The following is a 25864-nucleotide window of genomic DNA, read 5'->3' on the forward strand; positions in this document are numbered from 1 at the left end:
CAATTACCTTAACCCTATTCTATTATAAATGGATTTGTCTCAAGCGTCTACGCGTGCCATAACAGCTTCCACCAGACGGCTGATTTTTTGCTCAGCATCCGCCAGAGAGGAACCTCTTACCGCAAAGTATACTTTAATCTTCGGCTCGGTACCAGAAGGACGCAAGCAGAACCACGAACCGTCTTGCAGTAAGAACTTAAGCACATTCTCTTGCGGTAGTCCGTCCAAACCCTGTGAGTAATCCAGCACTTTTTCCACCTTCACACCTGCAATTTCCAGAGGCGGGGTAGTGCGCCAATCCGTCATTTTGCCTTGAATCTGCGCCACTCCATCCTTGCCCTTGAGTGTGCGGGACTCCAACTTCTCCAGAAAGTAACCAAACTGCTCGTACAGTTCCTGTAAAACATCATACAGCGTCTTGCCTTGAGTGCTGTAATAAGCAGCAGCTTCAGCGATCAGCATAGCCGCCAAGACCGCATCCTTGTCACGGGCATAATTACCTGCCAAATAGCCGTAGCTCTCCTCATAGCCAAACAGGTAGGTATAATCGCCTGTTTGGTCAAACTGATTCATTTTCTCACCAATATACTTGAAACCTGTAAGCGTATTAAATACGGTTGCTCCAAAATACTCAGCAATCACTGCACCCATTTCACTCGTTACGATGGTTTTGATGACCGCTCCGTTACTTGGAAGCTTACCCGTTTCTTTTAGCTGGTTCAACAAATAGTAGGCCATGATCGCGCCAGACTGATTTCCGGACAATACTACATACTCGCCGTCACGGTTTTTCACAACCGCTCCCATGCGATCCGCATCCGGGTCTGTACCGATCAACAGGTCCGCCCCAATCTTTTCCCCCAGCGCAATCGCCAGCTTGAAGGCATCGCGTTCTTCTGGGTTTGGTGATTTGACAGTAGAAAATTCAGCATCCGGCTGTTCCTGTTCAGGCACAACATGCACCTGCTCAAAACCGATTTTCTCCAACACGCGGCGAATCGGTACGTTGCCTGAGCCATGGAGAGGTGTAAACACAACTTTGAAGTTTTTGCCCGGTCCGGCTGCAATCAGCTCACGATTAACACTCACACTGGCTACCGTATCCACAAACGCTTCATCTTCTTGCTCTCCAAGCCAAACCAGCAAGCCCTGATCCTCTGCTTCTTCACGTGTCAGACGGTGAATATCGGCAAAAGAAGGAACCTCATGGATGTAACCAATTACCTGCTCAGCCTGATCAGGAACAAGCTGGCCACCTTCATCGTTGTATACCTTGTATCCATTATATTCAGGAGGGTTATGGCTTGCTGTTACTACAATCCCACCGCTGGCTCCCAAATGACGTACGCTAAAAGAAAGCTGTGGCGTTGGACGCAAGGACGGGAACAGCTTGGCAACGATACCGTTGCCTGCCAGCACCAAAGCCGCATCCAAAGCAAACTCTGGCGAGAAATGACGCGAGTCATGAGCAATTACAACCGAAGGCTTCCCTTCTTTCCCCGCATGCTGCTCCAAAATATAACGAGCCAGGCCCTGAGTCGCACGTCCAATGACGTAACGATTCATCCGGTTGCTACCTGCCCCGATTACTCCGCGCAGACCACCTGTGCCGAATTCCAGCTCTTTGTAAAAGCGATCCTCCAACTCCTGCTCATTGCCTTCCAATGCGCGCAACTCCTGTTTGGTTTCTTCATCAATATAAGGATCATGCAGCCAGCTCTCAATGCTTTCCAATGCTTTTTTACTCAACTGCGTCATGCCAATTTCCCCTCTCCGTTTTTGGTTGGCCAATACAGGATTTCTATGTACACATGCACTCAGTTCAGACGTCGTGCTTATGTCAGCAGACCTTGCTTATTGGGGAGGATCGGACAATGCAAACATAATCTCGCCCTCAGCTACTACCGCATCGCCTACCTTAGCCGTAGCCTTCCCTTTACCGAATGCTCCTTTGGAACGGGTTATTTCCACTTCAAGCGTCAGCGTATCCCCAGGAACGACCTGTCCGCGAAAACGGAACCCATCCAGCCCTGCCAAGAAACCAATTTTGCCGCGATTGCTTTCCAGATGCAACAGTGCGAATGCCCCTACCTGAGCCAAGGCTTCGGTAATCAGCACACCGGGCATAACAGGATAACCCGGAAAATGTCCAATGAAATGAGGCTCACTCATCGTTACATTTTTAATGCCTACTGCTCTTTTCCCTTCCTCCAGCTCAATAATGCGGTCCACCAACAAAAACGGCGGCCGATGCGGGATAATCTCCTGAATTTGATTAACATCGATTTGCACTTTGTCCATTTACTTTAATAACTCCTCCCGCTTGCAGGCTCAGGCTCTCAACAAAATAGAACCGCTGCAAGCATAATATTACCCCGCCTGCGCTGCATAAAAGCAGTTCAAAGCGGTAACAATGTTAGATATCCTTCACCTACTGCAGAAGTGAAGGTTGAGATAAGGGGCTTTTTCCGCCGGTTATGCAACCAGAGGCGCGAAGAGGCCCTTTTGCCCGTGCTTGGTCTTACCCCGCAGTGTTTAAACTTCCCCATCATTATACAGTTATCAGATGTAAAAAGAAAATTACGCGGAAGTACCATATTGATTGCTCGTTTTAGGGGGAAGCGGAGCTTCAATTTGAGTCAAGGGGGATAGGCTGCGCGATTTATTTGATCTTCCGATCGCTGTTGCCCCTTAATTTTTTCATTATATAAAACCCGATAAGGTTAAAATTCAGGGGCAAAGGCGAACGCTGCCGCTTCTCCAGATTCAGATAAACCTCTCCGCCGAGTTACCTTGGGCTCAAAAATAAAGCCTCGCTTCAATAATACTCGCTTGGCGTGAAGAGCAGCTAAATAACCGAAGGCCTCTGCGATGGCCTTCATGAGTGCTCGATGACGTGCTGCATTAGGGCACGTTTTGCACAACAAAACCCTGTGCCAGCGGCGCAGGGTTTTGTTGTTTTTGTATACTACCCACACAAATTGCGGGTTGATTTACCTTAACAAGAGTGGGCTCGATGGCGGGTAGCCAGCGGAGCGAAGGATTTGAATCTGGAGAAGCGTCAGCGTTCGCCTTTGCAACGGGATTTTTTACATCTGGATAACTCTTATACAATAAGAAAATCCCGTTGCAACAGCGATCGTAAGATCAAATCATTCGCGGAGCGGTCTTTTCCCACCGCCCACTCTTTTAAAGTAAACTTAAGGCGCAAATACAAGATCAATGACATGCTGCCAGGTTTTCCATTCAAATACGCCTGTCAGCCCTTGCTTGCCTACGATCACATATCCTGCAATCAAACCACCCAGCAGCGAAAATAGGAACAGCAACGGGATTACGAAATAACGGGCAGTACGCCAGCGAGACTTCGCCTTTTTAGGCACCGGACGGGAATCGGATTGTTCTTCTTTCATTACCAAATCCCTATGCCCTCAAATTGTTAGCAAGGTTCAACATTGTATCGCTAGAAGTCAGCGCCCGTGCCGCCAATTGATACATTCGCTGAACTTGCATCATGTCCGTCATTTCACCCGCTAAATCCACATTAGACTGTTCCAAATAGCCGGAACGTACAGATACGTCCGCTGGAACAGCGCCCGCTACACCTGCTGCACCAAATACATTCGCTTCTGTCACACCATATGCTAACACGAACAGATTATCGTCCCGCTGTTCCAATCCTTCTGGACGTTGCACATCCATCAGCTTGATCCGCTGACCAACTATTGGATTTCCCGTTCCGTCTGGGCGAATGAGCAATTCACCGTCCGGGTTAATCGCTACCTTGGAGCCAGACGGAGCAGTTACAGGAACATCATTGTTATCCAGCACTTGATAGCCTTCAGCAGTTGTCAGCAACATCGTTTTGCCGTCATTCGGATCTGGAACAAAATGAAAGCTGCCATCACGCGTCCAAGCCTTCTGTCCATTTCCCTGAACTTCGAACATGGCATTGCCCTGGATCGCCAGATCGGTAGGAAGCCCCGTCTCTTTAAGCGGTCCCTGCTCCATATTTTTCATAGCCGAGGCTATTTTTACACCGTAGCCCAAATTATAGCCAAGCGGCATAGCCCGTCCATTTTGGAGATACGTCGAAGGCTGCTGCTGCACATTGGCCAGCACATCTTCAAAAGAACCCTGTTTACTCTTATAACCAACCGTATTGACATTGGCGATATTATCGGCAATCAAATCCAAACGCTGCTGCACACTGGCCATAGATACCATTGCGCCGATCATGGAGTTGTTCATCACTTACCCCCTGTTATACACGGCCTACTTCATTAACGGCCTTGTCCAAGCTTTTATCATAAAATTGAATGACCTTCTGATTCGCTTCATACGCTCTTAACGCAGCCATCATATCCACCATCGACTGGGAAGCGTCCACATTGGATACTTCCAGATAGCCTTGACGAACAGATACCACATCATTCGCAGTCATCGTTCTGGCCGTAGCACCGTCCGTATCATTCAGACGAAAATTCCCGTTACCTTCACGAACGAGCTGGTATGGACGGTCAATGACACTAATTCCAAGCGTCGTTCCCAACGTCTGATTAGAGGATTTGTCCACCAATTCGCCCCGCTCATTTACTTTAAGCGCTGAAACAGCCCCCGTCAATTGAATCGGCTTGCCATTCGTATCCAGCACTGCTGAACCAGTCGAAGAGAGCAACGCCCCAGTTCCATTTACCTGAAAATGCCCGTCTCGCGTATAGCGTACATTACCGTTGCTGTCCCGAACCGTAAAAAACGCTTCCGGACGATAGGTGACTTCACCGTTAGCATTGATAAATTTCCCCGCTCGATCAAAAGCCATAGGTCGACCGGTTGCCGGGTCGTTCACGTTAATATTGGACTGTATTGCGAAATCCGTGGCTTGTCCGCTATCCTTCAATGCCCCCTGAATGTAAGGGGAGAGGCTTTCCTCAGCAAAAACGCCAGTATTAAGCTTACCGACCTTACGATCCGGGTTATCCGGATTGCCTCCCGTCATCGAAATAAGCATTTCCGGAAAAGAACGCTGAACACTGTTTTCCTGCTTGTATCCAGTCGTGTTCATATTAGCAATATTTTGCGTAACGGTGTCATGGCGTCGTTGTTGTGTTGTCATTCCGGCAGCCGCAGTATATAAGCCTCTTAACATGTATCGTGCACCCCAATCCTGTACTCTCCTGATCAAATATCTACTCGTACGGAGGTATGAAAGCCAACATCCAGGTAGCCTGCCTGACCGCACACGAGTCTCATATAATCACTATCGGCAGATTAGAACTTTTTCTTAACGACATGATCCAAATTATCCAGCATAATTCCTGTGCCCTTGACGACACAATGCATCGGATCTTCAGCAACCAGCACCGGAACACGCAGTTCTTCCGCAAGCAGCTCATCCAATCCGCTCAGCAACGCGCCGCCGCCAGTCAAAATAACACCACGGTCAATAATGTCGGCTGACAGCTCCGGCGGGGTCTGCTCCAATACAAATTTTGCCGCAGCAACAATCGCTGATACAGGATCTCTAAGCGCATCCTGTACTTCAGCCGCAGAAATACTTAACGTTTTAGGCAACCCGGATACCATATCACGTCCCCGAATGTCCATCTCGGCTTGTCGTCCGCTCGGATGCACAGTACCGATGGCGATTTTAATATCTTCCGCCGTACGCTCCCCGATCAAAAGCTTGTACTTTGTCTTCACATATTTCATAATGGCGGAATCGAACTTGTCTCCTGCCATTTTAATGGAAGAAGCCGTTACTACATCCCCCATCGAGAGGACAGCAACGTCTGTTGTTCCACCACCAATATCCACAACCATGTTGCCACTAGGCTCAAAAATATCCATTCCTGCCCCGATGGCAGCTGCTTTCGGCTCTTCCTCCAAAAATACTTCTTTGGCCCCGCTACGCTCCGCCGCTTCACGAATCGCTTTTTGTTCCACTGAGGTAATGTTTGTCGGTGCACAGATCAGAATACGAGGGTGGCTGTACCAGCTTTTCCCCCCCACACGATTGATAAAATATTTTAGCATGGCTTCGGTCACTTCAAAATCGGCGATGACACCGTCGCGCAGTGGACGGATGGCTATGATATTACCGGGAGTACGTCCAACCATACGGCGTGCTTCCTCTCCGACAGCCAGAACTCTTTTTGTATCGCTTTCTATTGCAACAACGGAAGGTTCGTCAAGAACAACCCCCTTCCCTTTGACGTGGATAAGCACGTTGGCCGTACCGAGGTCGATACCGATATCATTACTGAACATATTAAAAAGGCCCCCAAAGTGATATTTTAAAAAGCTAAGATTCGACAAGAAGCGGCAAATATATGTATAAACCTACGGTTACATGTCATTTTTCGATCTTGTACCATCTTTTAACATATCATACTTCAGGGGGTTGATTCAATGGCTTTGCCAGCCAATTCACTATATATTTTTAAGACTTGCCTGAAACGAGGATCTCCCTTCTTTTTCCGCTCGTTTTTTTGTACTTGATTTTCGTCGCTTCCCCTCCCCGCAGATGACGGATGGATTTATGGTATTCGAGAATGTGCTTCACCTGATCTGCAAGGTCCGGGTTGATTTCAGGCAGCCGTTCGGTCAGATCTTTATGCACCGTGCTCTTGGAGACACCAAATTCCTTGGCAATCGTACGGACCGTATTCCTTGTTTCCACGATACAGCGACCGATTTTGATGGTCCGTTCCTTGATGTAATCGTGCACGCTCCCGCCTCCCTACTGTGGATTGTTTGGTACATTATATGAGGAGCGTGCCTATATATTCGCGGTTTGGCGGGAAGACATGCTTCGGAAGGCCTATTTATTTGACAAAAGCAACTTATGGTTTACCCCATGAACTACAAAAGCACAAGAAAAAGCGAGGGATGATGATCCCCCGCTTTGCATGAAAAGCTATTGCCGAATTTATTTTTTAGGAAGCAGACCGGTTGGATTCACTGGCTTGTCATCCTGATACACTTCAAAATGCAGATGTGTTTTCAAATCCTTTTCAAGTTCATTACGACCCGCCGAAGCGATGACATCGTTCTGTTTTACTTGATCGCCTTCTTTTACTTTCAGATCGTTCAAGCTTTGGTAGACGGTTCTGAGATTGTTATCATGTGTAATTTCCACAACATTGCCTACCAGCGGGTGCTGTTCCACACGAGTCACCTTACCACTGAGGGCGGCTCTCACTTCGAATGTTTGATCATCGGAGCGAGAAAGATCAATGCCAGTGTTGGCGGTAAAGGTTTTATCGTACTCTACCATCGCAGCCGCCTGTTCGTCAGCTGTCGCGTTTTCGTCAAAAAATGGCTTTACGACCTGTACTGCGGCAGCATCCGCCACCGGCCATGCGAGATTTTCCGACTGGGCAACGACTTCCATACTTTCAGGCTGTTGTCCGGTGACATCGGTATTGACCGTTGATGTATTCTGTACCGATGAATTAGCTGGGTCAGGTTTGAAAGACTTCTGGCTGGCATCCTGATAGACCCACACTAAGGTTAGTATAATGGCTGCTGCGGCAATGTAGGCTGCCGGGTATGCCCACCTTTTGGACAACAGCTTTTTCCACGAAGACGGCCGTGAAGCCCTTCCACCCTGAAAGGTTTTGGGTGTTTCTTCATGATTTTGGTTCTGGTTTTTATTTTGTTCACTCATTTGCTCATCACCTCAGTAACCAGTGTTACCGGGTGCAACTCTTTTATACTTCAAAGTTTTGAAAAATTTACTAACTTAGAATACGAGAGGCTGGGGCAAAAGAAACGCCTGTGTAATAGTGAAGGAGAATTTGAGTGGCGGTATGTCCTTCCCTAGCCATTCCGTTAGCTCCCCACTGGCTCATACCGACACCATGTCCGTAGCCGTAGGTTGTAATGGCGATCCGATCTCCTTCGGCCTTCCACGTAAATTCAGCAGAACGCAAGCCCAACTTGTTTCGGATTTCCGGTCCTGTAAAAACGGTGCCTCCTACCTCGATCTGCTTGATCCGATGCCCCTTTGTCTTGGAAAGCACCCGAATTTCCGGCATACTCCCTCCTCCAGTAGAAGCGGCTATCGCCGTACGGCTCAATCCTAATCTATCAAGAACATTCTGGAGGCTCAGCGTGACGGTTTCTGCATAACGGGGTGCCAGCTGCTTGTCCCATGGACTTGACACACTCCGTAAATAAGGAACTGCCTTGGCCCATACATCCTCTGAATTTTCAGTATAACCGTTACTGGTAGAAAAAAAGGAAGCGGTAATCGGTTTACCCTCATATACCATGATCGTATCCTTGGTATCACGTACAGCCTGCCGAATTTTGGCCAGTTCTGCTGACTTGCCAGAAGTCCCCCACTCTCGATCAAGTTTGGCTTTGGAAATGTAGGCTTGGTGCTTAACTGTATCAGTCACATCCGCCCCTGCCGGAGCGCCGCTGGTGTCATCAGCCAGCAAACGCCGGGCAATGAAGGTGCGCGCGGCAATGGCCTGCGCCTTCAATGCCTCGCCCTCGAAGCTGGGAGGCATTTCGGCGGCTACTACGCCGACAATGTATTGCTCCATCGGCAGCGTCTCCGTGCGACCGGCGGATGTAACGTACACGCGCACGTCCGGCTCTGCCGCCGCTGGTACACTGCGCGCTGGCGCAGCGGGCACCGCAGGTATGGGCGGGACGCCCGGCAGGCGTGTAACAGGCGCCTCGCCCTTAGCAACCGCAGGCGTGGCCGTGCGGTTGCCAGGCGGCAGCGGCTGCGCCGTGTGGCGAGGCCATGCCAGCAGTGCGGGCACGACCATCGCTAGCGCCAGCAGGCCCGCCATAGCCGCAGCGGGCAGCCAGGGGCGGCGGCTACCCCAACGTGGGGCACGCCCAGCGGCAGGCCGCAGATACGGCACTGGCGCTGGCGGCAGGCTACTGCTGGCGTCGCGGATCGTGGCTGCCCCGGGAGCGAGCGACGACGCCGGGATAGGGCGCTGCACGGGAGTGACCCTCACCGCCGCCGCACGCCCGGCGGTGAGGGTCACTCTGTCAGGAGCTGACACGCCCGGCGGAACGGTCTGCTGTTGCACAGGACGCCCTGCCTGTGCAACAGCTATAGAGCCGTGGCTGTCTCCCGCAGGTGCGGCCCGGCGATGTTCCTTGGGATGATGAATAGGTATACGAATGCGAACCTGTGAATCTTTCATAAGCTGAAACCTCCATCAAAGGGCTAGAGTCATGCTGGAAGCAGTGATATGCTCCACCAGATATTTTCAATCATATGAGGTCGTCCACTTTGATAGAACCCTTTTAAGAGAACTGAAAGAATGAAAAAGACAGGCTGAAAACATAAAAAAACCAAGCCCCTCATGGACTTGGTTCCTCACTTGTTCGTCAATATTATAACATGCAGCCGCCGCATGAGACTATATACGCTAAAGCTTAGGCCAGGGAAGGCTGAATGTTGAACAGATTCCCAGATGCCGCTTCTGGTATAACGCGCTCTGCGCTGGAAGCATCCCGCTTGACTTCTTCAACCGTTATTCTGTAAATGTCCGCGCCTAATCCGCTTAGCTTCTCCGCCAAATGAACATAACCACGGTCGATATGATGTACGCCGGAAACCTCCGTTGTACCTTCCGCAATCAGTCCGGTCAGAATCAAGGCAGCACCTGCACGCAGATCTGTCGAGGTCACTTTTGCACCTGTCAATTTAGCATTGCCGGTTACAATCGCGGAACGGCCTTCAACCTTAATCTCCGCATTCATCAGATGAAACTCATCCACATGCATAAAACGATTTTCAAATACAGTTTCCGTGATAATGCTGGTGCCCTCAGCGGCAAGTTGAAGTGCCATCATCTGAGACTGCATATCCGTAGGGAAACCAGGATAAGGCAATGTTTTAACATCAACGGCCTTTAACGGTTTATCCGAAATCACACGAATTCCATTTTCATCCGGTTGAATGGTTACACCCATTTCTTCCATTTTGGAGATAACTGGTCCCAAATGGTCTGATATCGCGCCTTCTACATATACGTTCCCGCCTGTGATCGCAGCAGCAACCATGTAAGTACCTGCTTCTACCCGGTCGGGAATGACCGTATGCTTCACACCGTGCAGCTTTTCAACGCCTTCAATGCGAATAACACCTGTACCAGCACCGCGCACCTTGGCACCCATACCGTTCAGGAAATTCGCAAGATCGACGATCTCAGGTTCCTTGGCGGCATTTTCAATGGTGGTAATACCCTCCGCAAGAGTAGCGGCCATCATAATATTTTCGGTCGCACCTACGCTGGCTACATCCAAATAAACTTTGGCTCCACGCAGACGCCCGTTACTTTTAGCTTCAATAAACCCTTGGCCCAGACTAATCTCGGCACCCAATGCTTCAAAACCCTTCAAATGCTGATCAATCGGTCGCGTACCAATTGCACACCCGCCTGGAAGCGAAATTCTTGTGTGTCCCAAACGTGTAAGCAACGGCCCCATAACCAAAAACGATGCGCGCATTTTCCTAACCCACTCGTAAGGGGCTTCACAGGAAATTATCTTCCGCGCGTCAACACGAATGACCTCGTCTTGGTATGTAACGCCTGCTCCTAAGGACTCCAGCACTTTGTTAATGGTCATCACATCGTCTAGAGGAGGTGCATCAATGATAACACTTTCCCCTTCTTCTCCTAAAAGAGATGCGGCGATGATCGGCAGAACTGAGTTTTTGGCTCCGCTGACTTTGACACTCCCGGTCAATCTGTTGCCACCGCGGACGATAAATTTGCTCATCTATGGTTCCCTCCGCGCGTCATTTCCCTTTTCCATCATGGAAAAAAAGAACATATTCCGCTATTTTCATGCCCTGCTTTTTCATTACATAAAAAAAACAAGATTTTACTAATACCCTAACTGCCATCATAACACTGATCAAATCAAGTATACAAGCGTTTTTTACACATGACGAATATTGTGTTTCCAGCCTGTTTGGCCAGCTATACACGTATAGTTCTTTTGTTTACCATTGTTGACAATATGGTACGATGTTATTCGACAATTTCCCGCAGATACAGGACCATAAAGTCATATAACCCGCCTGCTTCATATTAAAACACATTCTAAAGCATCTGGCTCCATGAGATATAGCTTAACAGAAACCCGGACACCAGCTGCCCTAAAATAATGGCAAGAAACAAGTGCAGTAATCTGCCCTGTGGTCCCTTAGGATGCCTAATGAACAAATCCAGCTTTAAGCTCTGTAAAGCCCACCAAGCTAGCGCTATACAAATGAGCGACACGATCATGGAGACCAACGCGGTCATACTCGCCGATTGACTTAACTGTTCAGCCAATTGCTGCTTCCCGTTCATCCGTAATCCCTCCCATCTGCGTCACAGACTTCTTTATAATACTCGGCGAACGCCTAATATGCCAGTGCTATTTCTATTTTCAGGACAATTATTTCGACAAAATACGAACATTTCCTTCTGTTTCGTGAATTTAAAAGGTACTATGTACCTAGCTATTAAGTGAGTATTTTGCATAATCCCAAAAGCGATTGCAAATTAGCAATATATACATCGAAACGGTTTAGTTCGTCTATATATTGTACTTTCGAGCATTGGGAATCGAATGATGCAAAATGTTGAAGCAAGAAATGGGACTGTATTTGGTGAAATCCATCTAAAAAAAGAGCTCGATCACAGTGATCGAAGGAAGGAAAAGTCTACCTCCTCTTCTTCTGCCGGAACATCATTTGGCAGAAATTATGAGGCGGTCTCCCTGTCATTCCATCCGTATACCATGCCGAACCCTTTTACATTCCAGTTAAAAACCCAATGTTAATTCTTATTGGTTCTGATGCTCGTTGCATTCAGACGATTAAGCGCCCGTTGAAGAGCTACCTCCGCCCGATGATGGTCTACTTTCTCCTGTTTGCTCTGGAGCCGCAGCTCTGCCCGCTCCCTTGCCGCACGGGCACGCTCCACATCAATATCTTCGGAACGCTCCGCACTTTCAGCCAAAATGACCACTTTATCCTTGCGGACTTCGACAAAGCCCCCATTGACCGCAATCACTTCTGTCTGACCGCCAGTTTTAATACGTACTGGCGCAATCTTCAAGGGAGTGACCAAGGGAAGGTGTCCAGGTAAAATCCCGAGATCACCTTCCGAGCCGCGAACACTGATGCTGTTTACCTGTTCTGCAAAAACCAGGCGCTCCGGCGTCACAATCTCCAACAAATACGTGCTCACTTGAATCCCTCCTGAAAGCTGCCCGCAGACAGCTCACTTCGTAAGGCTCGGCTATTCTTCGCCTGTATGCTTACAGCGTTTTGGCTTTTTCTACCGCTTCTTCGATGGCCCCTACAAAAAGGAAGGCCGCTTCTGGAAGATGATCATACTTGCCTTCCAGAATTTCTTTGAAGCTTCGTACAGTTTCTTTAACCGGTACATATTTACCCGGGAAGCCGTTGAACGCTTCGGCAACATGGAAAGGTTGGGACAGGAAACGCTGGATTTTGCGCGCACGGGCTACCAGCATTTTGTCTTCTTCACTCAGCTCGTCCATACCCAGAATGGCAATAATATCCTGAAGCTCGTTATAGCGGGCCAAAATTTGTTTTACACCTTGTGCTACATTGTAGTGCTCTTCACCTACAACTTCTGGAGCCAAAATCCGGGAGCTTGATGCTAGTGGGTCAACCGCCGGGTAAATACCCATTTCGGAAATTTTACGCTCCAGGTTTGTCGTTGCATCCAAGTGGGCAAACGTTGTAGCAGGAGCCGGGTCAGTGTAATCATCCGCAGGCACATAGATGGCCTGAATGGAAGTAACAGAACCCTTTTTGGTAGAAGTAATCCGTTCTTGCAATTGACCCATCTCAGTTGCCAGTGTAGGCTGGTAACCTACTGCCGAAGGCATACGTCCCAACAGGGCGGAAACCTCGGAACCCGCTTGGGTAAAGCGGAAGATGTTATCGATAAAGAGCAACACGTCACGGCCTTCCTGATCACGGAAATACTCCGCCATCGTCAGACCGGTAAGGGCAACACGCAAACGCGCGCCTGGAGGCTCGTTCATTTGTCCGAACACCATCGCTGTTTTATTGATAACGCCGGAATCTCTCATTTCATGGTACAAGTCATTTCCCTCACGCGTACGTTCACCAACACCTGCGAATACGGAAATACCACCATGTTCCTGAGCGATATTGTTAATCAATTCCTGGATAGTTACAGTCTTACCTACACCGGCACCACCAAACAATCCGACTTTACCGCCTTTGGCGTAAGGAGCCAACAGGTCGATAACTTTAATGCCGGTTTCGAGCATCTCTGCTTGAGTTGTCAATTCATCGAAGGCAGGAGCCTGACGGTGAATCGGATTTCTAGATGCTTCACTCAAATCAGTACCATTATCAATTGGCGTTCCAAGTACGTTAAATACGCGTCCCAGAGTTGCTTCACCGACAGGTACCGAAATAGGTGCTCCCTGATCGATTGCTTCAACTCCACGAACCAGACCATCTGTGGAAGACATGGCAATACAACGCACACGGTTGTCACCAAGGTGTTTCGATGCTTCGAGCGTCAGGTCAACTTTGACTCCGTTCTCCAGCACAGTCCCAATATGAATGGCATTCAGGATTTCCGGAAGCTGTCCGCGTTCAAACTCAACGTCGACAACCGGACCCATGATGCTCACTACGCGTCCTTTGTTCATCTTTTGGTTTCCCTCCTACAAGCTTGCACAGCCGCAAATCCGAGCTACACGATTTGTTTTGCGCCCGCAAATTATCATATTAGTATAGGACCAGCTATACAGCAGTCCGCAAAAAAAGCCCATTAAGACTGGGCGCTTGCCCCTGCCACAATTTCCGTAATTTCCTGGGTAATAGCCGCTTGACGAGCACGGTTATAGGTCAGAGACAGCTCACCAATCAGCTTAGTAGCATTTTTAGTGGCAGATCCCATTGCTGTCATTTTTGCTCCCAACTCACTCGCCTTACCGTTCAGTAAAGCACCATAGATGAGTGTTTCCGCATACCGCGGCAACAGCACTTCCAGCACTCCTTCCGGTGACGGCTCATACTCATAGTTAATCGAGGATGATGCAGCAGCGGAATCCGGTGTCGCCATTGGCAACAGACGGTCAACGGTCGGAATCTGAGTCAATGCATTAACAAAGCGGTTATAGCATAGATACAGCTCATCAAATTCCTTGAGCTCAAAGCCCTGCACAGCTTTGTTGGCAATCGTCTTGATATCTGCAAAAGCAGGTGTATCTGACAGATCTGTTACCGACTCGGCAATAGGAAATTCGCGGCGTCTGAAATAGTCCCGTCCTTTTCGTCCAATAATGAAAATTGTAAATTCATCCTGTGAACGGTGACGTTCCGCAATTGTCTGTGTAACCTGCCGCAAAATGTTGGCATTATAACCACCAGCCAGACCACGATCAGATGTAATGATGAGATATGCCGTCTTTTTGACCGGACGCGATTCCAGCATCGGGTGCTTAACGTTGTTTGACCCCGCAGCAATACTGGTCACAACTTCCCTAAGCTTTTCCGAATAAGGACGAGCCGCCTCAGCCTTCTCCTGAGCTTTTCTAAGCTTGGATGCAGCTACCATCTCCATTGCTTTCGTAATCTGCTTCGTACTCTGCACACTTTTGATCTGACGTTTAATCTCGCGCATACCTTTTGCCATGATTTCACCACCTTCAAGCTTTGGCAAAGCCAAAGCTACTTCGTAAGCAAACCCTTAGCTTTAACAAAGTCAAAGCTAACTTCGTAAACTGGTTCTGGATATCTGGCCGTCCATGATGAAGAACAGTCCAGCCGAACTAATCATACAGGGCCAGTTATTGAGGATAAAACATGCCAAGGAAGCCACAGCCCGGAGGGCACGCTTCCTTAGGACACTTCTCGTCATAAACTGGCAAATTCCAATGTATTAAACCGACGTGGCAAATGATTTTTTGAATTTCTCGATAGCTGCTCTGAGAGCCGCATCGTTATCAGGTACCAAGTCTTTTGTATCACGAATAGATTGAAGAATATCTTGATGATCAGACTCCATATAAGAAAGGAAGTCTTTTTCAAAACGTTTCACGTCTGCTACAGGAATATCATCCAGGAAGCCTTTTACCGCAGTGTACAAGCTCACAACCTGTTGCTCTACAGCCAACGGCTGGTTAACACCCTGTTTCAAAATTTCCATCATACGCGCGCCGCGATCCAGACGAGCTTTGGTGGACTTGTCCAAATCGGAACCGAATTGGGAGAACGCTTGAAGCTCACGATATTGGGCAAGATCCAGACGCAGGGAACCTGCAACCTTTTTCATCGCTTTGATCTGAGCCGAACCACCTACACGGGATACAGAAATACCTACGTTAATCGCTGGACGTTGTCCTGCATAGAACAAGTCAGCTTCGAGGAAGATTTGTCCGTCTGTGATGGAAATAACGTTCGTTGGAATATAGGCAGATACGTCGGATGCCTGTGTTTCGATGAATGGCAACGCAGTTAGCGATCCGCCGCCTAACTCGTCATTCAGCTTCGCTGCACGTTCCAGCAAGCGGGAATGCAGATAGAAAACGTCACCTGGGTAAGCCTCACGGCCCGGTGGACGACGCAGCAACAGGGAAAGTTCCCGGTAAGCGGACGCTTGTTTGGTCAAGTCATCGTATACAACCAATACGTGCTCGCCTTTGTACATAAAGTATTCACCCATAGCGCAGCCAGAGTAAGGTGCGATATAGAGCAATGGTGATGGCTCGGAAGCTGCCGCTGTAACGACAATCGTATATTCCAAAGCACCATGACGACGCAAGGTTTCAACGACTTGGGCTACCGTAGATTGCTTTTGGCCGATGGCAACATAAATACATTTCATGCCGCTGCCTTTTTGATTCAAAATCGCGTCAATCGCAATAGAGGTTTTACCTGTTTGACGGTCACCGATGATCAGCTCGCGTTGACCGCGACCAATCGGAACCATCGCATCAATAGCTTTAATCCCCGTCTGCATTGGCTCATGTACCGATTTACGGGCCATAACGCCTGGAGCCTGGCTTTCTACCGGACGGAATTCCGTTGTAGCAATCGGGCCTTTACCGTCAACTGGTTGTCCCAGCGGATTAACAACACGTCCGATCAATGCTTCCCCTACAGGAACCTGCATGATCTGACCTGTACGTTTCACTTGACCGCCTTCACGGATATCGGAGAATTGACCGAGAATAACAACACCAACATTGCTTTCTTCCACGTTGAGCGCCAAGCCCAAAACGCCGTTTTCGAATTCAACCAATTCACCGGACATGACTTTTTCCAGTCCGTAGACGCGGGCAATACCGTCGCCGACTTCAACAACAGTGCCGACTTCAACGACCTCAATATCATTTTTATATTGTTCAATCTGACTTTTAATCAATGAACTGATTTCTTCAGGTTTGATACTCAAGTGTGTTCACCCCTATCTTCTATACTCGTCTGTTAAAGGATTTCTCAAGACGATCCAGCTTGCCGGCCAGACTACCGTCGTACAGCGTATCGCCGATAACCACTTTCAATCCGCCCAGCAGACTCGGGTCCACTATGTTTTCCACACGGATTGTTTTATGTTCACGGGCTCCGAATTGCTCGGCTACCGCTGTTTTTTCCTGCTCACTGAGCGCATAAGTGGAATACACCTTTGCATGGGCAAGTCCCAGCTTGTACTCCTGAATATCGAGGTATCCGGCGAGAAGAGATTCGAACAAATCTGCTCTGCTGCGGTGGATCAACAGCTTAATCGTGTTGATCAGCGGGGCAGACAGCTTGCCCTCAAAACTGTTAGCCAGAACCTGAAGCTTGACCGCTTCCGTAATGTTAGGAGAGTTGATGAACTTACGGATTTCAGCATCTCCAGAGACAGCTTCTACAAAAGCACGCAGCTCTTGCTCGGTCTCCATAATGGTTTGCTCTTGCTCCGCCACTTCAAACAAAGCTTTCGCATACCGTTTGGCAACTACCGTATCCCGGCTCATGCTTTGCCTCCTACCTCTTTAAGGTACTGGTCGACAAGCTCTCCCTGGACTTGGTCTTCTTTGATTTCTTTTTGAATCAGCTTGGAAGCGATTTGTACCGAAGCCCGGCCCACTTCGCTGCGCAGCTCGGCAACTGCTTTATTGCGCTCGCTCGTGATCTCACGAACAGCTTCGTCTTTCAGGCGGACAGCTTCGTCCTTGGCCTGAACGATAATTTGCTCCGCTTGCTTGCTACCTGTTTGTTTCGACTGCTCAATAATATCGTAGGCTTCTTTGCGTGCCTGTTGGAGAGCCTGCTTTTGCTCCTCAACATAGGCAGCAGCCTGTTCACGCGTCTGTGCCGCTTCATTCATTTGCTGTAATACAAGCTGACGCCGCTTCTCCATAACGGAAAAGAGAGGGCCGAATGCATAACGCGTCAGTAACCAGTACAAGATCAAAAATGCAATTACAGTAAAAACGATACTTGTCCAATTTAAACTCAATTGAAGTCACTCCTTTCCGGTGAACGTCAGTCCTAGTTATCTCTTAAGCCAAGCAACAAAGAAGGCGCGGATGGCTGTGCCTTCCCCGCCAAACCTTGCTTCCATTCAATTAAGCTGCTGCGTAGAAAATGAATGCCAGGACGACACCGATGATTGGCAGTGCTTCTACCAGACCTACACCGATAAACATAACAGTTTGCAATGAAGCTTTTGCTTCTGGCTGACGAGCAATACCTTCAACTGTTTTACTTACGATCAGACCGTTACCAATACCTGCGCCGAGCGCACCCAAACCTACTGCGATAGCTGCTGCTATTAATGCCCAAGCTCCCATTTTAAAAATCCTCCTTAGAGATGTGTATTTGTGTTGTACATGTATTTGCAGTTAAGAGCGAAGCGCACTCCTGAACTTAACTAAAAACCGGAAACTGAAATTACCTAATGCTCTTCTTCATGCGTATCAATTGCCTGTGAAATATACACGAACGTCAAAATGGTAAAGACGAACGCCTGAATACTGCCAACAAAGATACTGAATCCTTGCCATACAATCAGCCCCAATACGGAAGCAATCCACCCTCCAACGCCAATTGCTGTCAATTTCAGCAGCACACTAATCAAAACCTCGCCGGCAAAGATATTACCGAATAGACGCATACCATGTGTCAAAAGTTTCGAGAATTGCTCAATCAGGTTAATTGGCAAAAAGAAAGGGAATGGCTGAAGGTAATGCTTGAAATAAGCTTTGGTGTTACGGAACATTCCCAGAAAATGAACCAGCACAAAGATCATCAATGCCAGACCAATGGACACCCCTGCATCTGCGGTAGGTGATTTCCACCAGCTGACACCCACGTGGGCAGGTTCGCCCGGATGAGCCGCCTGTGCTTGTTCTAACGCTTCCTTGACTGGAATGATTTGGTGTCCAAATACTTGGGCACTTTGCGTATTATCGAAATCGGTCACAATACCGAATGGTAAGCCCAGCATATTTCCGACAAAAATGAACATGATCAGCGTCATCCCCAAGGAGAGGAACGGCTTCCCTTTTTTCAAATCCATCGTGCTGGTAATCAGTCCTTGAACGAATTCAACGACCCATTCCATAAAGTTTTGCAGCTTGCTTGGATTGTCCACAGACAAATTGCGCGTTGCAGCAAAAGCCAGTCCAAACACAATCGCACAAGTTACAAAAAGCATAATAATGACGGACAAGTCAATGTTAAACCCGCCCAATTCGATAATCGGTGATTCATGCAACATGTTTTCTCACCCCTTTCTCAGTTGAGCCATCATTTTTCCTGAAGCGCGAATATGATGCCTATAATTAAAAGAAGAAACTGGCCAGTTACCAGGCTTGCCATTACAGCGATCTCATGGAAATAGGCCGGGAATTCTATCGCCAGCACTACCGCCAAAATAGAGGTCGCTACACGAACTCCAAAGCCGATGCCCACCCTTTTCTTCTTGCCTTCACCGGCGGCCGCACTCGCAACCTGTCGAATTTTGTAGGCCATATACAGCACATTAAGACAGCTTACTCCCGTTCCCAGAATGATTCCGTGAGCAATGTCACGATGTTGGGGCATGAAGGCGGAGACCAGGAAACACAGAGCCATAATACAAAGCGCTACGATCCATAACATTTTTTGCATTCGGGTCATCTCACTCATGGTTATCCCTCAATACCTTTCCGATCACAAGGGCAATACTCAATGCGCCTACAACCAAGCCTGCGAGAACGCTTACGCCAATCCAAATTCCGGAACCACCAAGTTTGGCGTCTAGCCACTTTCCGGCATAAAAACCCCCCAGTGTGCACACAGCCAAATCAATGCCGATAGCGCTCACCAGTCCAATTGCCTTGAAGGCATTTCCGGTGTTATTTCGGTTGTTGTTTTGCTTGGAAGGTTTGACCACTTTTCCATGTCACCCCTGCAATTCCAGTCCATTTTACTTAAATATAAGATGCTTTGTCAATTGAGATATTTTAGTGCCCTAAAGTATAAAATCAGCCGACAAAGCATCTTAAAATGCCGTACCCCTTGGTAACCGTACAGTTTAACTGTATGCTTACCCTGTAAGGATGATTATGTGGTGCGGACACCTTTTGTGAACATTGTGTGAAATTCTTCAGGACGTTCGGATCGAACACCGTAATGGTGCAAAATAGCATTGACAATTCTTACCGAAGCTCGTCCATCGCCATAAGGGTTTGCTGCCTGACTCATAGACTCATATAATGCAGAATCCGTCAAAAGAGCCTTGGTCCGATTGTAGACGTTCTCCTCACTCGTACCCACCAGTTCCAGTGTGCCAGCTTCAATTCCTTCCGGTCTTTCAGTCGTATCACGCAGTACCAGTACAGGCACGCCGAATGAAGGTGCTTCCTCCTGAAGACCACCCGAATCAGTAAGTATGAGATGAGTGTGCGGATAAAAGTTGTGTAAATCCACCACATCCAGGGGATCAATCAGCTTAATACGCGGATGGTTGCCTAAAATCTCAAATGCAGGCTCCTTCACAGCCGGACTCGGATGAACCGGATACACGATAGCAATATCCTCAAACTCGTCTGCGATTCGTTTGACCGCACTAAAAATTTGGCGATGTGGTTCACCCTGGGACTCCCTACGGTGTGCCGTCATCAGAATCAGACGCTTGCCTTTAGCCCATTCCAACACCGGATGCTCGTAATCCTGACGAACCGTATACTGAAATACGTCAGTCACGGTATTGCCTGTTACATATATTCGAGATTCAGGCTTATTTTCCTTCCGCAAATTCCCAGCAGATAAAGAAGTAGGAGAAAAATGAAGATCCGACAGCACTCCTGTCAGTTGACGGTTCATTTCCTCAGGGTACGGAGAAAGCTTGTTCCACGTCCGCAAGCCCGCTTCCACATGCCCTACTTCGATCTGTTGCATAAAGGCCGCATAGCTGGCCAGGAAAGTCGTCAGCGTATCCCCGTGAACGAGCACGATATCAGGCTTTGCCTCACGTAACACAGGTTCCAATCCTTGAAGCACACGGATCGAAATTTCATTAAGCGTCTGACGATCCTTCATCACATCCAGATCATAGTCTGGGTGAATATTAAATACTTCCAGAACCTGATCGAGCATTTGGCGATGTTGAGCCGTTACACATACTACAGACTCGATATGCTCGGGGTGACGTTGAAGCTCCAATATAAGAGGAGCCATCTTAATCGCTTCCGGACGCACGCCAAAAATAGTCATCACTTTGATTTTGGACATTTCTGTTGAACCCCTTTTCAAAATAAACGCCCGACTCCAAGATCGTTCTTTTATGAAAAACGACTTGTCCGTAACGCCCATATATTGTGCCGAATGACCAGAGGCCGTTTACTTGGTTCCGTACAAACGGTCTCCCGCGTCACCAAGACCAGGAATAATGTAGCCGTGATCATCCAGACGCTCGTCCAGTGCAGCAACATAAATATCTACATCGGGGTGGGCATCCTGAACAGCCTTGACCCCCTCGGGAGCGGCAATCAAATTCATCATTTTAATTTGGGTGCAGCCTCTCTTTTTCAGCACATCAATAGCCGCGATCGCCGAGCCGCCTGTTGCCAGCATCGGATCAATCACGATCAATTCACGCTCTGTCACGTCTGTAGGCAGCTTCGTGTAGTATTCCACAGGCTGCAATGTCTCGGGATCACGGAACAGTCCCACATGCCCTACCTTTGCTGCTGGCAGCAGTTTGACAACGCCATCCAGCATCCCCAAGCCTGCACGCAAGATTGGAATGAGACCCAGCATGCGACCGGAAATAACCTTGCCTTCTGTCTCAGCAACCGGTGTCTGCACCGTAATGCTCTCCAGCGGGATATCCCGCGTAATTTCATAAGCCATCAATGTTGCTACTTCATCCACCAGTTCGCGGAAATCCTTGGTGTTGGTCCGCACATCGCGGATAAATGTAAGTTTGTGTTGGATCAAAGGGTGATCACAAACCACCAGTTTTGCCATGATAAATTCCCTCCGGTATTATCGTCACGTTCTCTCGCACCAGAATATCGAACATCCTGTATGGAAAGGATCTATGTAACCTATTTGTACAAACCAAATAAGCACAGATGCAATGCGTGCCTGTAAATCCTGTTTATTATAACATTCCCTTGATTGATTTAACACCTGCCACCGCAACCTTTTGTCAAGAGGAAGATATGATAAGTAAAATGCATACTTCGCCCACTTCAAGAGTGACTTTTGTCATACAAAAAGTGCATAAAAAAGGATCTAATGGCACTTGACCGTCAAAACCTTTTAAATTTCGGACTCCCTGCCTAAACCAACAGCCTTTGTGTCTTAATACAGCATCAGACTTTAGGATTTCAGCAGCCCATGTGCCAAATTATGGTTTGATGTTTTTCCCATTACATTTCGACCTCCCTTTTCTTTGTCAGACACAACTGAATGCTGGTAATGAATGCAACGATGATAAAGAAAATAATGGATTTAGCAGTACCCAATCTATGACCGTTTATTTGTAAACGCTTCATTATATATGTCCAACGCAACGGTCTCCTTCTACTTAATGATTCACCCTTTGTCAGCGCCAAATTCAACTCAAATGCATTAAAGGACCAGGCTATCGCCAGAAACAGACAGAATCGCTAGAAATCAAAAAAAAGACTGTTTCCCCTCCGGATTACGGAAGAAAGACAGCCTTATTAAACAAACAGATTGATTAGTATTGAACACCTGGATAAATCGGGAATTTGTCTGTCAGTTCGCCAACAGCTTGGCTGGCTTTGGACAATACCGTATCATCCTTTGGATTTTTGAGAGTTTCGGCAATGATTTTACCGATTTTGACCATAGCCTCTTCATCCATACCACGGGATGTAGCAGCAGGTGTACCAATGCGGATTCCGCTAGTAACAAACGGACTGGTCGGGTCGAAAGGAATCGCGTTTTTGTTCACCGTGATGCCCACAGAATCCAACACATGCTCCGCTTCTTTTCCAGTAATGTTCAAGCTACGAGTGTCCAGCAGCATCAGATGATTATCCGTACCGCCGGATACAATGTTAATGCCTTCAGCCAGCAATGTCTCAGCCAGTACCTGAGCGTTGCGAACTACGTTTTGCGCATAGGTTTTGAAGGAAGGCTGGAGCGCTTCACCCAAGGCAACGGCTTTGGATGCAATCACATGCATCAACGGCCCCCCTTGAGTACCTGGGAATATAGCTTTGTCAATCGCTTGCGCCCACGCTTTGCGAGTCAAAATCAGACCTCCACGCGGACCACGCAGCGTTTTGTGTGTCGTTGTTGTTACAAATTGAGCATGCGGAACCGGGCTTGGATGAATACCCGCTGCCACCAGACCCGCGATATGTGCCATATCGACCATGAAGAGAGCGCCCACATCATTGGCAATGGAAGCGAAGGCTTCAAAATCAATGGTACGCGGATACGCGCTCGCTCCAGCTACAATCAGACGAGGGCGATGCTTGAAGGCTGCCTTGCGCACTTCATCATAGTCGATGCGGAAGTTGTCTTCACGTACGCCGTAAGCGGCAAAGTTATACAGCAAGCCGGAGGCGTTAACCGGACTTCCGTGTGTCAGATGGCCACCGTGTGCCAGGTTCATACCCAGTACGGTATCTCCAGGTTTAAGAGCTGCCAGATATACTGCCATGTTCGCTTGCGCTCCCGAGTGAGCCTGTACGTTAGCATGCTCTGCACCGAACAGTTCTTTGGCACGGTCGCGTGCAATGTCCTCGACGATATCCACATGCTCACAGCCACCGTAGTAGCGTTTGCTTGGATAACCTTCAGCATATTTATTCGTCAGTACAGAGCCCATCGCTTCCATTACCGCTTCACTGACGATATTTTCGGATGCGATTAGCTCGATATTATGGCGTTGTCGTTTCAGTTCAAGTCCCATTGCTTCCAGCACTGCCGGGTCACTTTTACGCAGATGTTCCATCATGATTGATTACTCCCTCTCCATGGTCAATTGTCAGGTATACAGGCAAGCGCCTGCTCCTCAGTTGGGTACCTCATCATCAATACAAAAAAGATACAAACATGCTGTCCAAACCAAAATGCAAATGCTAGTCACAGCTTCCGCCGCCTTCTTGCTCCAGACTATACACCGCTCGTTGTCCGCCAATGAGCGGAGGACGAGTGAACGCCGCCGTCACACGCGCTTCGCCAATCCAGCGAAGACTTGGACGAAACGGAACAGCAACTGGCCGCATATGCATACCGATGAGCGTCTCGCCAATGTCTATCCCCGCATGTGCCTGTACATTCGCCGCCAGACATGCATCTTCCAGCGCACGATAGGCGGCGGCAGCCATAGATCCGCCTGCCGTACGAACGGGGACGGCAGCAACCTCCGTCAGTCCCAGCCGCTCCAGCACGGCCCGGTCAACGACCAGCGCACGGTTCAAATGCTCGCAGCATTGAAATGCCACGTCAAAACCGTACGCCCTGCGCACGGATTCCACTCCAGCCAGCAATTGCTGAGCTACATCGAGCGCTCCCGCCGTGCCAATCCGGCTTCCCGCCACCTCACTGGTGCTAACGCCGATCACCAACAAACGACCAGCCTTGAGACTGGCTGCTTCTGCTATTTCCTTCACGACAAAAGCGGTCTGTGCTTCAAGCGTAGCCTCATGATCCATTTGTCCTACCATTGGAACCTCCTTTGGTTGAACAGCCCTACAGAGACTAGGCACGGGCTTATCCCCCATGTTCAACACGCTCTCTCCTGATATCACAATCTGACTATATTATAGCCGATGAATCGGATTTCGAGCAGGAAAAATGGAAGAACTGCTTAAAGGACCTCTCCCGGTTCGGATATTCGAAGTAACAGCACACGGAAGAATCATTGGCGTTTGTCTGGACAGAAGGCTATCAGAGGCTGGACCCAGCTCTATACGAAAAAAGAGCAGTCCACAGCCATTGTGGATTTGCTCTTTTGCCCAGGCGACCGGCCGTATATCCGGTGCTCCATTGTGGTTAATCCCACTTTTGTCGCCAGTTACACCGGATTCTTGTTTTTCCACCTTATCTTAACGGATTAACCGCCGAAAATCAACAGATCCCGTACAAAATAGATGAGTGATACGAACTTTATCCAGCCAAAGCCTTTAGTTTGTCCACCAGCTTGTGCAGCGCCGTTCGGATTTCCGCAGCTGTGACATCGTAATCTTCACGTGAACCGCCGAACGGATCAGAAATATCAAAGCCCGGAATACGTTGACGCAATTCAATCATCCGCTCACGCTCCCGTGCCGAAAGCTCCTGACCCAGCGAACCTATCAGTTGTTGTGAAGCGTACAAGCCATCTAGCTCCTGCACATCATTCAGCACCGAATCCTGGTCCTCCACATACTCCTTGAGCGTAAACACTTTGCCCACCGTTTGGGGAAAGCGCTGAATGACGTGCTGCTTATGCCCTTGGGTCAAGGTTAAAATTAGATGTGCCCACTCGGCAAGCCCGCCGTTCAAAGGAGTTGAGGTGATTTGATCCGAGATATTGTGGTCACGTAGCACTGCCTCAGCGTGTCGGGAAATAGGCGTACCTTCCATCGCGGCTACTCCCGCCGAGCGCACTTCCAAACCTAGCCCGTGCTCAGCAGACAGCTTGCGCAGCATCCCTTCAGCCATCGGACTGCGACAGGTGTTCCCTGTGCATACGAATAAAATATGTTTCAACGTCTTCACCCCCTTATGTTGAAATAATATATAATTAAAACATAAACATAATGCCAAACGCCAGTAAAATGGCACCGCCCACCGCTTCTCCATAGTCTCCCAGATTGCGGCTGACCTTGCGGCCTAGCAGCAGCCCCAGCATCGCCATCGCTCCCCCGCAAAATCCAAACACCAGAACGGTCAGTACCAAATCACTCTGGAACATGCCAAGTGACACCCCAACAGAAAAGGAGTCGACGCTCACTCCAAGCGCAAATAGCAAAAGACCCAAGGATGAACGATGGTCCAGCACCTGTACCCCGTCACCTTTGAAGGAATTATAAACCATATGCCCGCCCAAAAGGATGAGTAATCCCCCTGCAAAGTAGGTCGTCACATGGCCAAGTAAAGAACTCATATAATGGCCTGTGAACATACCCAGCAATGGCATCAGAATGTGAAAAAAGCCAATGACCGTACTGATCCTCAGCACGTCCCGCAGGCGTATCCCTTTCATGCCGATTCCTACGCCCAACGATAACGCGTCCATCCCCAGCGCTACAGCCATGACCAGAATCGTTACAATCTGCCCGGCTTGGGCAGAGGCTGCCAGCATACTCCATCCCTCCAATATCCGTCGGCTCTTGTACACGTTATGCGGACAAGAGGCAAAACAGT

27 protein-coding genes, 1 pseudogene and 1 riboswitch are annotated in these 25864 nt (G+C 48.6%); all 28 genes and pseudogenes read right to left on the reverse strand.

Annotation, left to right across the window (positions count from 1 at the left end; translation table 11 throughout):
- Positions 1-39: 39 nt before the first annotated feature.
- The 28 genes and pseudogenes from NST83_RS22940 to NST83_RS23075 all read right to left on the reverse strand — a co-directional run bounded on the left by NST83_RS22940 (position 40) and on the right by NST83_RS23075 (position 25802).
- Positions 40-1758: a phospho-sugar mutase gene (locus tag NST83_RS22940; RefSeq protein ID WP_342415779.1), complete on the reverse strand. Its 1719-nt coding sequence runs from the start codon at positions 1756-1758 to the stop codon at positions 40-42.
- A 96-nt stretch (positions 1759-1854) separates the two neighbouring features.
- Positions 1855-2301 (reverse strand): 3-hydroxyacyl-ACP dehydratase FabZ, encoded by a 447-nt coding sequence (gene fabZ, locus NST83_RS22945; RefSeq protein WP_137060568.1) that lies wholly within the window; start codon positions 2299-2301, stop codon positions 1855-1857.
- An 899-nt stretch (positions 2302-3200) separates the two neighbouring features.
- A complete protein-coding gene (locus tag NST83_RS22950; protein WP_137060569.1) occupies positions 3201-3413 on the reverse strand; it encodes a DNA-directed RNA polymerase subunit beta in 213 nt (70 codons plus the stop codon).
- A gap of 10 nt (positions 3414-3423) precedes the next feature.
- Positions 3424-4251, reverse strand: coding sequence for a flagellar hook-basal body protein (locus NST83_RS22955; RefSeq protein WP_137060570.1), 828 nt, complete (start codon positions 4249-4251; stop codon positions 3424-3426).
- 13 nt (positions 4252-4264) lie between these two features.
- Positions 4265-5149 (reverse strand): flagellar hook-basal body protein, encoded by an 885-nt coding sequence (locus tag NST83_RS22960; RefSeq protein WP_342415780.1) that lies wholly within the window; start codon positions 5147-5149, stop codon positions 4265-4267.
- Positions 5150-5271: 122 nt separating this feature from the next.
- Positions 5272-6270, reverse strand: coding sequence for a rod shape-determining protein (locus tag NST83_RS22965; RefSeq protein WP_044646231.1), 999 nt, complete (start codon positions 6268-6270; stop codon positions 5272-5274).
- Between the two features lie 172 nt (positions 6271-6442).
- A complete protein-coding gene (spoIIID, locus tag NST83_RS22970; RefSeq protein WP_007432737.1) occupies positions 6443-6730 on the reverse strand; it encodes a sporulation transcriptional regulator SpoIIID in 288 nt (95 codons plus the stop codon).
- A gap of 201 nt (positions 6731-6931) precedes the next feature.
- Entirely contained in the window at positions 6932-7672 is a 741-nt protein-coding gene (locus tag NST83_RS22975; RefSeq protein ID WP_137060572.1) for a M23 family metallopeptidase, read from the reverse strand.
- Positions 7673-7742: 70 nt separating this feature from the next.
- Positions 7743-9179, reverse strand: a complete 1437-nt coding sequence (spoIID, locus tag NST83_RS22980) for a stage II sporulation protein D (protein WP_342415781.1) — start codon at positions 9177-9179, stop codon at positions 7743-7745.
- Between the two features lie 235 nt (positions 9180-9414).
- A complete protein-coding gene (gene murA, locus NST83_RS22985; RefSeq protein WP_137060574.1) occupies positions 9415-10764 on the reverse strand; it encodes a UDP-N-acetylglucosamine 1-carboxyvinyltransferase in 1350 nt (449 codons plus the stop codon).
- Positions 10765-11090: 326 nt separating this feature from the next.
- Positions 11091-11342, reverse strand: coding sequence for a DUF1146 family protein (locus NST83_RS22990; protein ID WP_025683770.1), 252 nt, complete (start codon positions 11340-11342; stop codon positions 11091-11093).
- A gap of 471 nt (positions 11343-11813) precedes the next feature.
- A complete protein-coding gene (locus tag NST83_RS22995) occupies positions 11814-12227 on the reverse strand; it encodes a F0F1 ATP synthase subunit epsilon (RefSeq protein ID WP_025683771.1) in 414 nt (137 codons plus the stop codon).
- Between the two features lie 70 nt (positions 12228-12297).
- Entirely contained in the window at positions 12298-13698 is a 1401-nt protein-coding gene (atpD, locus tag NST83_RS23000) for a F0F1 ATP synthase subunit beta (RefSeq protein ID WP_342415782.1), read from the reverse strand.
- A 122-nt stretch (positions 13699-13820) separates the two neighbouring features.
- Complete coding sequence (atpG, locus tag NST83_RS23005; protein WP_137060577.1) at positions 13821-14687, reverse strand: ATP synthase F1 subunit gamma; 867 nt, start codon at positions 14685-14687, stop codon at positions 13821-13823.
- A gap of 246 nt (positions 14688-14933) precedes the next feature.
- Positions 14934-16448, reverse strand: coding sequence for a F0F1 ATP synthase subunit alpha (atpA, locus tag NST83_RS23010; protein ID WP_137060578.1), 1515 nt, complete (start codon positions 16446-16448; stop codon positions 14934-14936).
- A 19-nt stretch (positions 16449-16467) separates the two neighbouring features.
- Positions 16468-17013 carry a F0F1 ATP synthase subunit delta gene (locus NST83_RS23015; protein ID WP_342415783.1) on the reverse strand — a complete coding sequence of 182 codons (546 nt, stop codon included), beginning with the start codon at positions 17011-17013 and terminating at the stop codon, positions 16468-16470.
- A complete protein-coding gene (atpF, locus tag NST83_RS23020) occupies positions 17010-17498 on the reverse strand; it encodes a F0F1 ATP synthase subunit B (protein WP_342415784.1) in 489 nt (162 codons plus the stop codon). The genes NST83_RS23015 and atpF overlap by 4 nt, the downstream gene beginning before the upstream one ends.
- A 109-nt stretch (positions 17499-17607) precedes the next feature.
- Positions 17608-17832 (reverse strand): F0F1 ATP synthase subunit C, encoded by a 225-nt coding sequence (gene atpE, locus NST83_RS23025; RefSeq protein ID WP_014278475.1) that lies wholly within the window; start codon positions 17830-17832, stop codon positions 17608-17610.
- A gap of 104 nt (positions 17833-17936) precedes the next feature.
- Positions 17937-18761 (reverse strand): F0F1 ATP synthase subunit A, encoded by an 825-nt coding sequence (atpB, locus tag NST83_RS23030; protein ID WP_342415785.1) that lies wholly within the window; start codon positions 18759-18761, stop codon positions 17937-17939.
- A gap of 29 nt (positions 18762-18790) precedes the next feature.
- Positions 18791-19171, reverse strand: a complete 381-nt coding sequence (locus NST83_RS23035; protein WP_044646220.1) for an ATP synthase subunit I — start codon at positions 19169-19171, stop codon at positions 18791-18793.
- Entirely contained in the window at positions 19164-19418 is a 255-nt protein-coding gene (locus NST83_RS23040; RefSeq protein ID WP_025683780.1) for an AtpZ/AtpI family protein, read from the reverse strand. Before NST83_RS23040 ends, NST83_RS23035 begins: the two co-directional genes overlap by 8 nt.
- A 170-nt stretch (positions 19419-19588) precedes the next feature.
- A complete protein-coding gene (gene wecB, locus NST83_RS23045; RefSeq protein ID WP_342415786.1) occupies positions 19589-20758 on the reverse strand; it encodes a UDP-N-acetylglucosamine 2-epimerase (non-hydrolyzing) in 1170 nt (389 codons plus the stop codon).
- Positions 20759-20866: 108 nt separating this feature from the next.
- Entirely contained in the window at positions 20867-21496 is a 630-nt protein-coding gene (gene upp / locus NST83_RS23050; protein WP_013312332.1) for a uracil phosphoribosyltransferase, read from the reverse strand.
- A gap of 407 nt (positions 21497-21903) precedes the next feature.
- Positions 21904-22137, reverse strand: a pseudogene (locus NST83_RS23055) (sugar ABC transporter permease); the annotation flags it as partial.
- 80 nt (positions 22138-22217) lie between these two features.
- A complete protein-coding gene (gene glyA, locus NST83_RS23060; RefSeq protein ID WP_137060584.1) occupies positions 22218-23468 on the reverse strand; it encodes a serine hydroxymethyltransferase in 1251 nt (416 codons plus the stop codon).
- A 124-nt stretch (positions 23469-23592) separates the two neighbouring features.
- Positions 23593-24180 carry a TIGR01440 family protein gene (locus tag NST83_RS23065; protein ID WP_342415787.1) on the reverse strand — a complete coding sequence of 196 codons (588 nt, stop codon included), beginning with the start codon at positions 24178-24180 and terminating at the stop codon, positions 23593-23595.
- Between the two features lie 282 nt (positions 24181-24462).
- Positions 24463-24544, reverse strand: a riboswitch (ZMP/ZTP riboswitch).
- A 78-nt stretch (positions 24545-24622) separates the two neighbouring features.
- Positions 24623-25207 carry a low molecular weight protein arginine phosphatase gene (locus tag NST83_RS23070; RefSeq protein ID WP_342415788.1) on the reverse strand — a complete coding sequence of 195 codons (585 nt, stop codon included), beginning with the start codon at positions 25205-25207 and terminating at the stop codon, positions 24623-24625.
- A gap of 34 nt (positions 25208-25241) precedes the next feature.
- On the reverse strand, positions 25242-25802 hold the full coding sequence (locus NST83_RS23075; protein WP_137060588.1) for a manganese efflux pump MntP family protein: 561 nt from the start codon (positions 25800-25802) through the stop codon (positions 25242-25244).
- Between the last annotated feature and the right edge of the window lie 62 nt (positions 25803-25864).

The organism is Paenibacillus sp. FSL R10-2782 (assembly GCF_038592985.1).
Taxonomy (GTDB): Bacteria; Bacillota; Bacilli; order Paenibacillales; family Paenibacillaceae; genus Paenibacillus; species Paenibacillus terrae_C.

Excerpts from the sequence above, each read along its gene's own strand:
- NST83_RS23015 (WP_342415783.1), bottom strand. The coding sequence starts at position 17,013 with ATGAGCCGGGATACGGTAGTTGCCAAACGGTATGCGAAAGCTTTGTTT.
- murA (WP_137060574.1), bottom strand. The coding sequence starts at position 10,764 with ATGAGCAAATTTATCGTCCGCGGTGGCAACAGATTGACCGGGAGTGTC.
- NST83_RS22955 (WP_137060570.1), bottom strand. The coding sequence starts at position 4,251 with ATGAACAACTCCATGATCGGCGCAATGGTATCTATGGCCAGTGTGCAG.
- NST83_RS22950 (WP_137060569.1), bottom strand. The coding sequence starts at position 3,413 with ATGAAAGAAGAACAATCCGATTCCCGTCCGGTGCCTAAAAAGGCGAAG.
- NST83_RS23035 (WP_044646220.1), bottom strand. The coding sequence starts at position 19,171 with ATGAGTGAGATGACCCGAATGCAAAAAATGTTATGGATCGTAGCGCTT.
- atpG (WP_137060577.1), bottom strand. The coding sequence starts at position 14,687 with ATGGCAAAAGGTATGCGCGAGATTAAACGTCAGATCAAAAGTGTGCAG.
- fabZ (WP_137060568.1), bottom strand. The coding sequence starts at position 2,301 with ATGGACAAAGTGCAAATCGATGTTAATCAAATTCAGGAGATTATCCCG.
- atpE (WP_014278475.1), bottom strand. The coding sequence starts at position 17,832 with ATGGGAGCTTGGGCATTAATAGCAGCAGCTATCGCAGTAGGTTTGGGT.
- NST83_RS22990 (WP_025683770.1), bottom strand. The coding sequence starts at position 11,342 with ATGAACGGGAAGCAGCAATTGGCTGAACAGTTAAGTCAATCGGCGAGT.
- NST83_RS23065 (WP_342415787.1), bottom strand. The coding sequence starts at position 24,180 with ATGGTAGGACAAATGGATCATGAGGCTACGCTTGAAGCACAGACCGCT.
- upp (WP_013312332.1), bottom strand. The coding sequence starts at position 21,496 with ATGGCAAAACTGGTGGTTTGTGATCACCCTTTGATCCAACACAAACTT.
- NST83_RS22965 (WP_044646231.1), bottom strand. The coding sequence starts at position 6,270 with ATGTTCAGTAATGATATCGGTATCGACCTCGGTACGGCCAACGTGCTT.
- NST83_RS22960 (WP_342415780.1), bottom strand. The coding sequence starts at position 5,149 with ATGTTAAGAGGCTTATATACTGCGGCTGCCGGAATGACAACACAACAA.
- wecB (WP_342415786.1), bottom strand. The coding sequence starts at position 20,758 with ATGTCCAAAATCAAAGTGATGACTATTTTTGGCGTGCGTCCGGAAGCG.
- atpD (WP_342415782.1), bottom strand. The coding sequence starts at position 13,698 with ATGAACAAAGGACGCGTAGTGAGCATCATGGGTCCGGTTGTCGACGTT.
- NST83_RS22940 (WP_342415779.1), bottom strand. The coding sequence starts at position 1,758 with ATGACGCAGTTGAGTAAAAAAGCATTGGAAAGCATTGAGAGCTGGCTG.
- spoIID (WP_342415781.1), bottom strand. The coding sequence starts at position 9,179 with ATGAAAGATTCACAGGTTCGCATTCGTATACCTATTCATCATCCCAAG.
- NST83_RS22975 (WP_137060572.1), bottom strand. The coding sequence starts at position 7,672 with ATGAGTGAACAAAATAAAAACCAGAACCAAAATCATGAAGAAACACCC.
- NST83_RS23075 (WP_137060588.1), bottom strand. The coding sequence starts at position 25,802 with ATGCTGGCAGCCTCTGCCCAAGCCGGGCAGATTGTAACGATTCTGGTC.
- glyA (WP_137060584.1), bottom strand. The coding sequence starts at position 23,468 with ATGATGGAACATCTGCGTAAAAGTGACCCGGCAGTGCTGGAAGCAATG.
- atpB (WP_342415785.1), bottom strand. The coding sequence starts at position 18,761 with ATGTTGCATGAATCACCGATTATCGAATTGGGCGGGTTTAACATTGAC.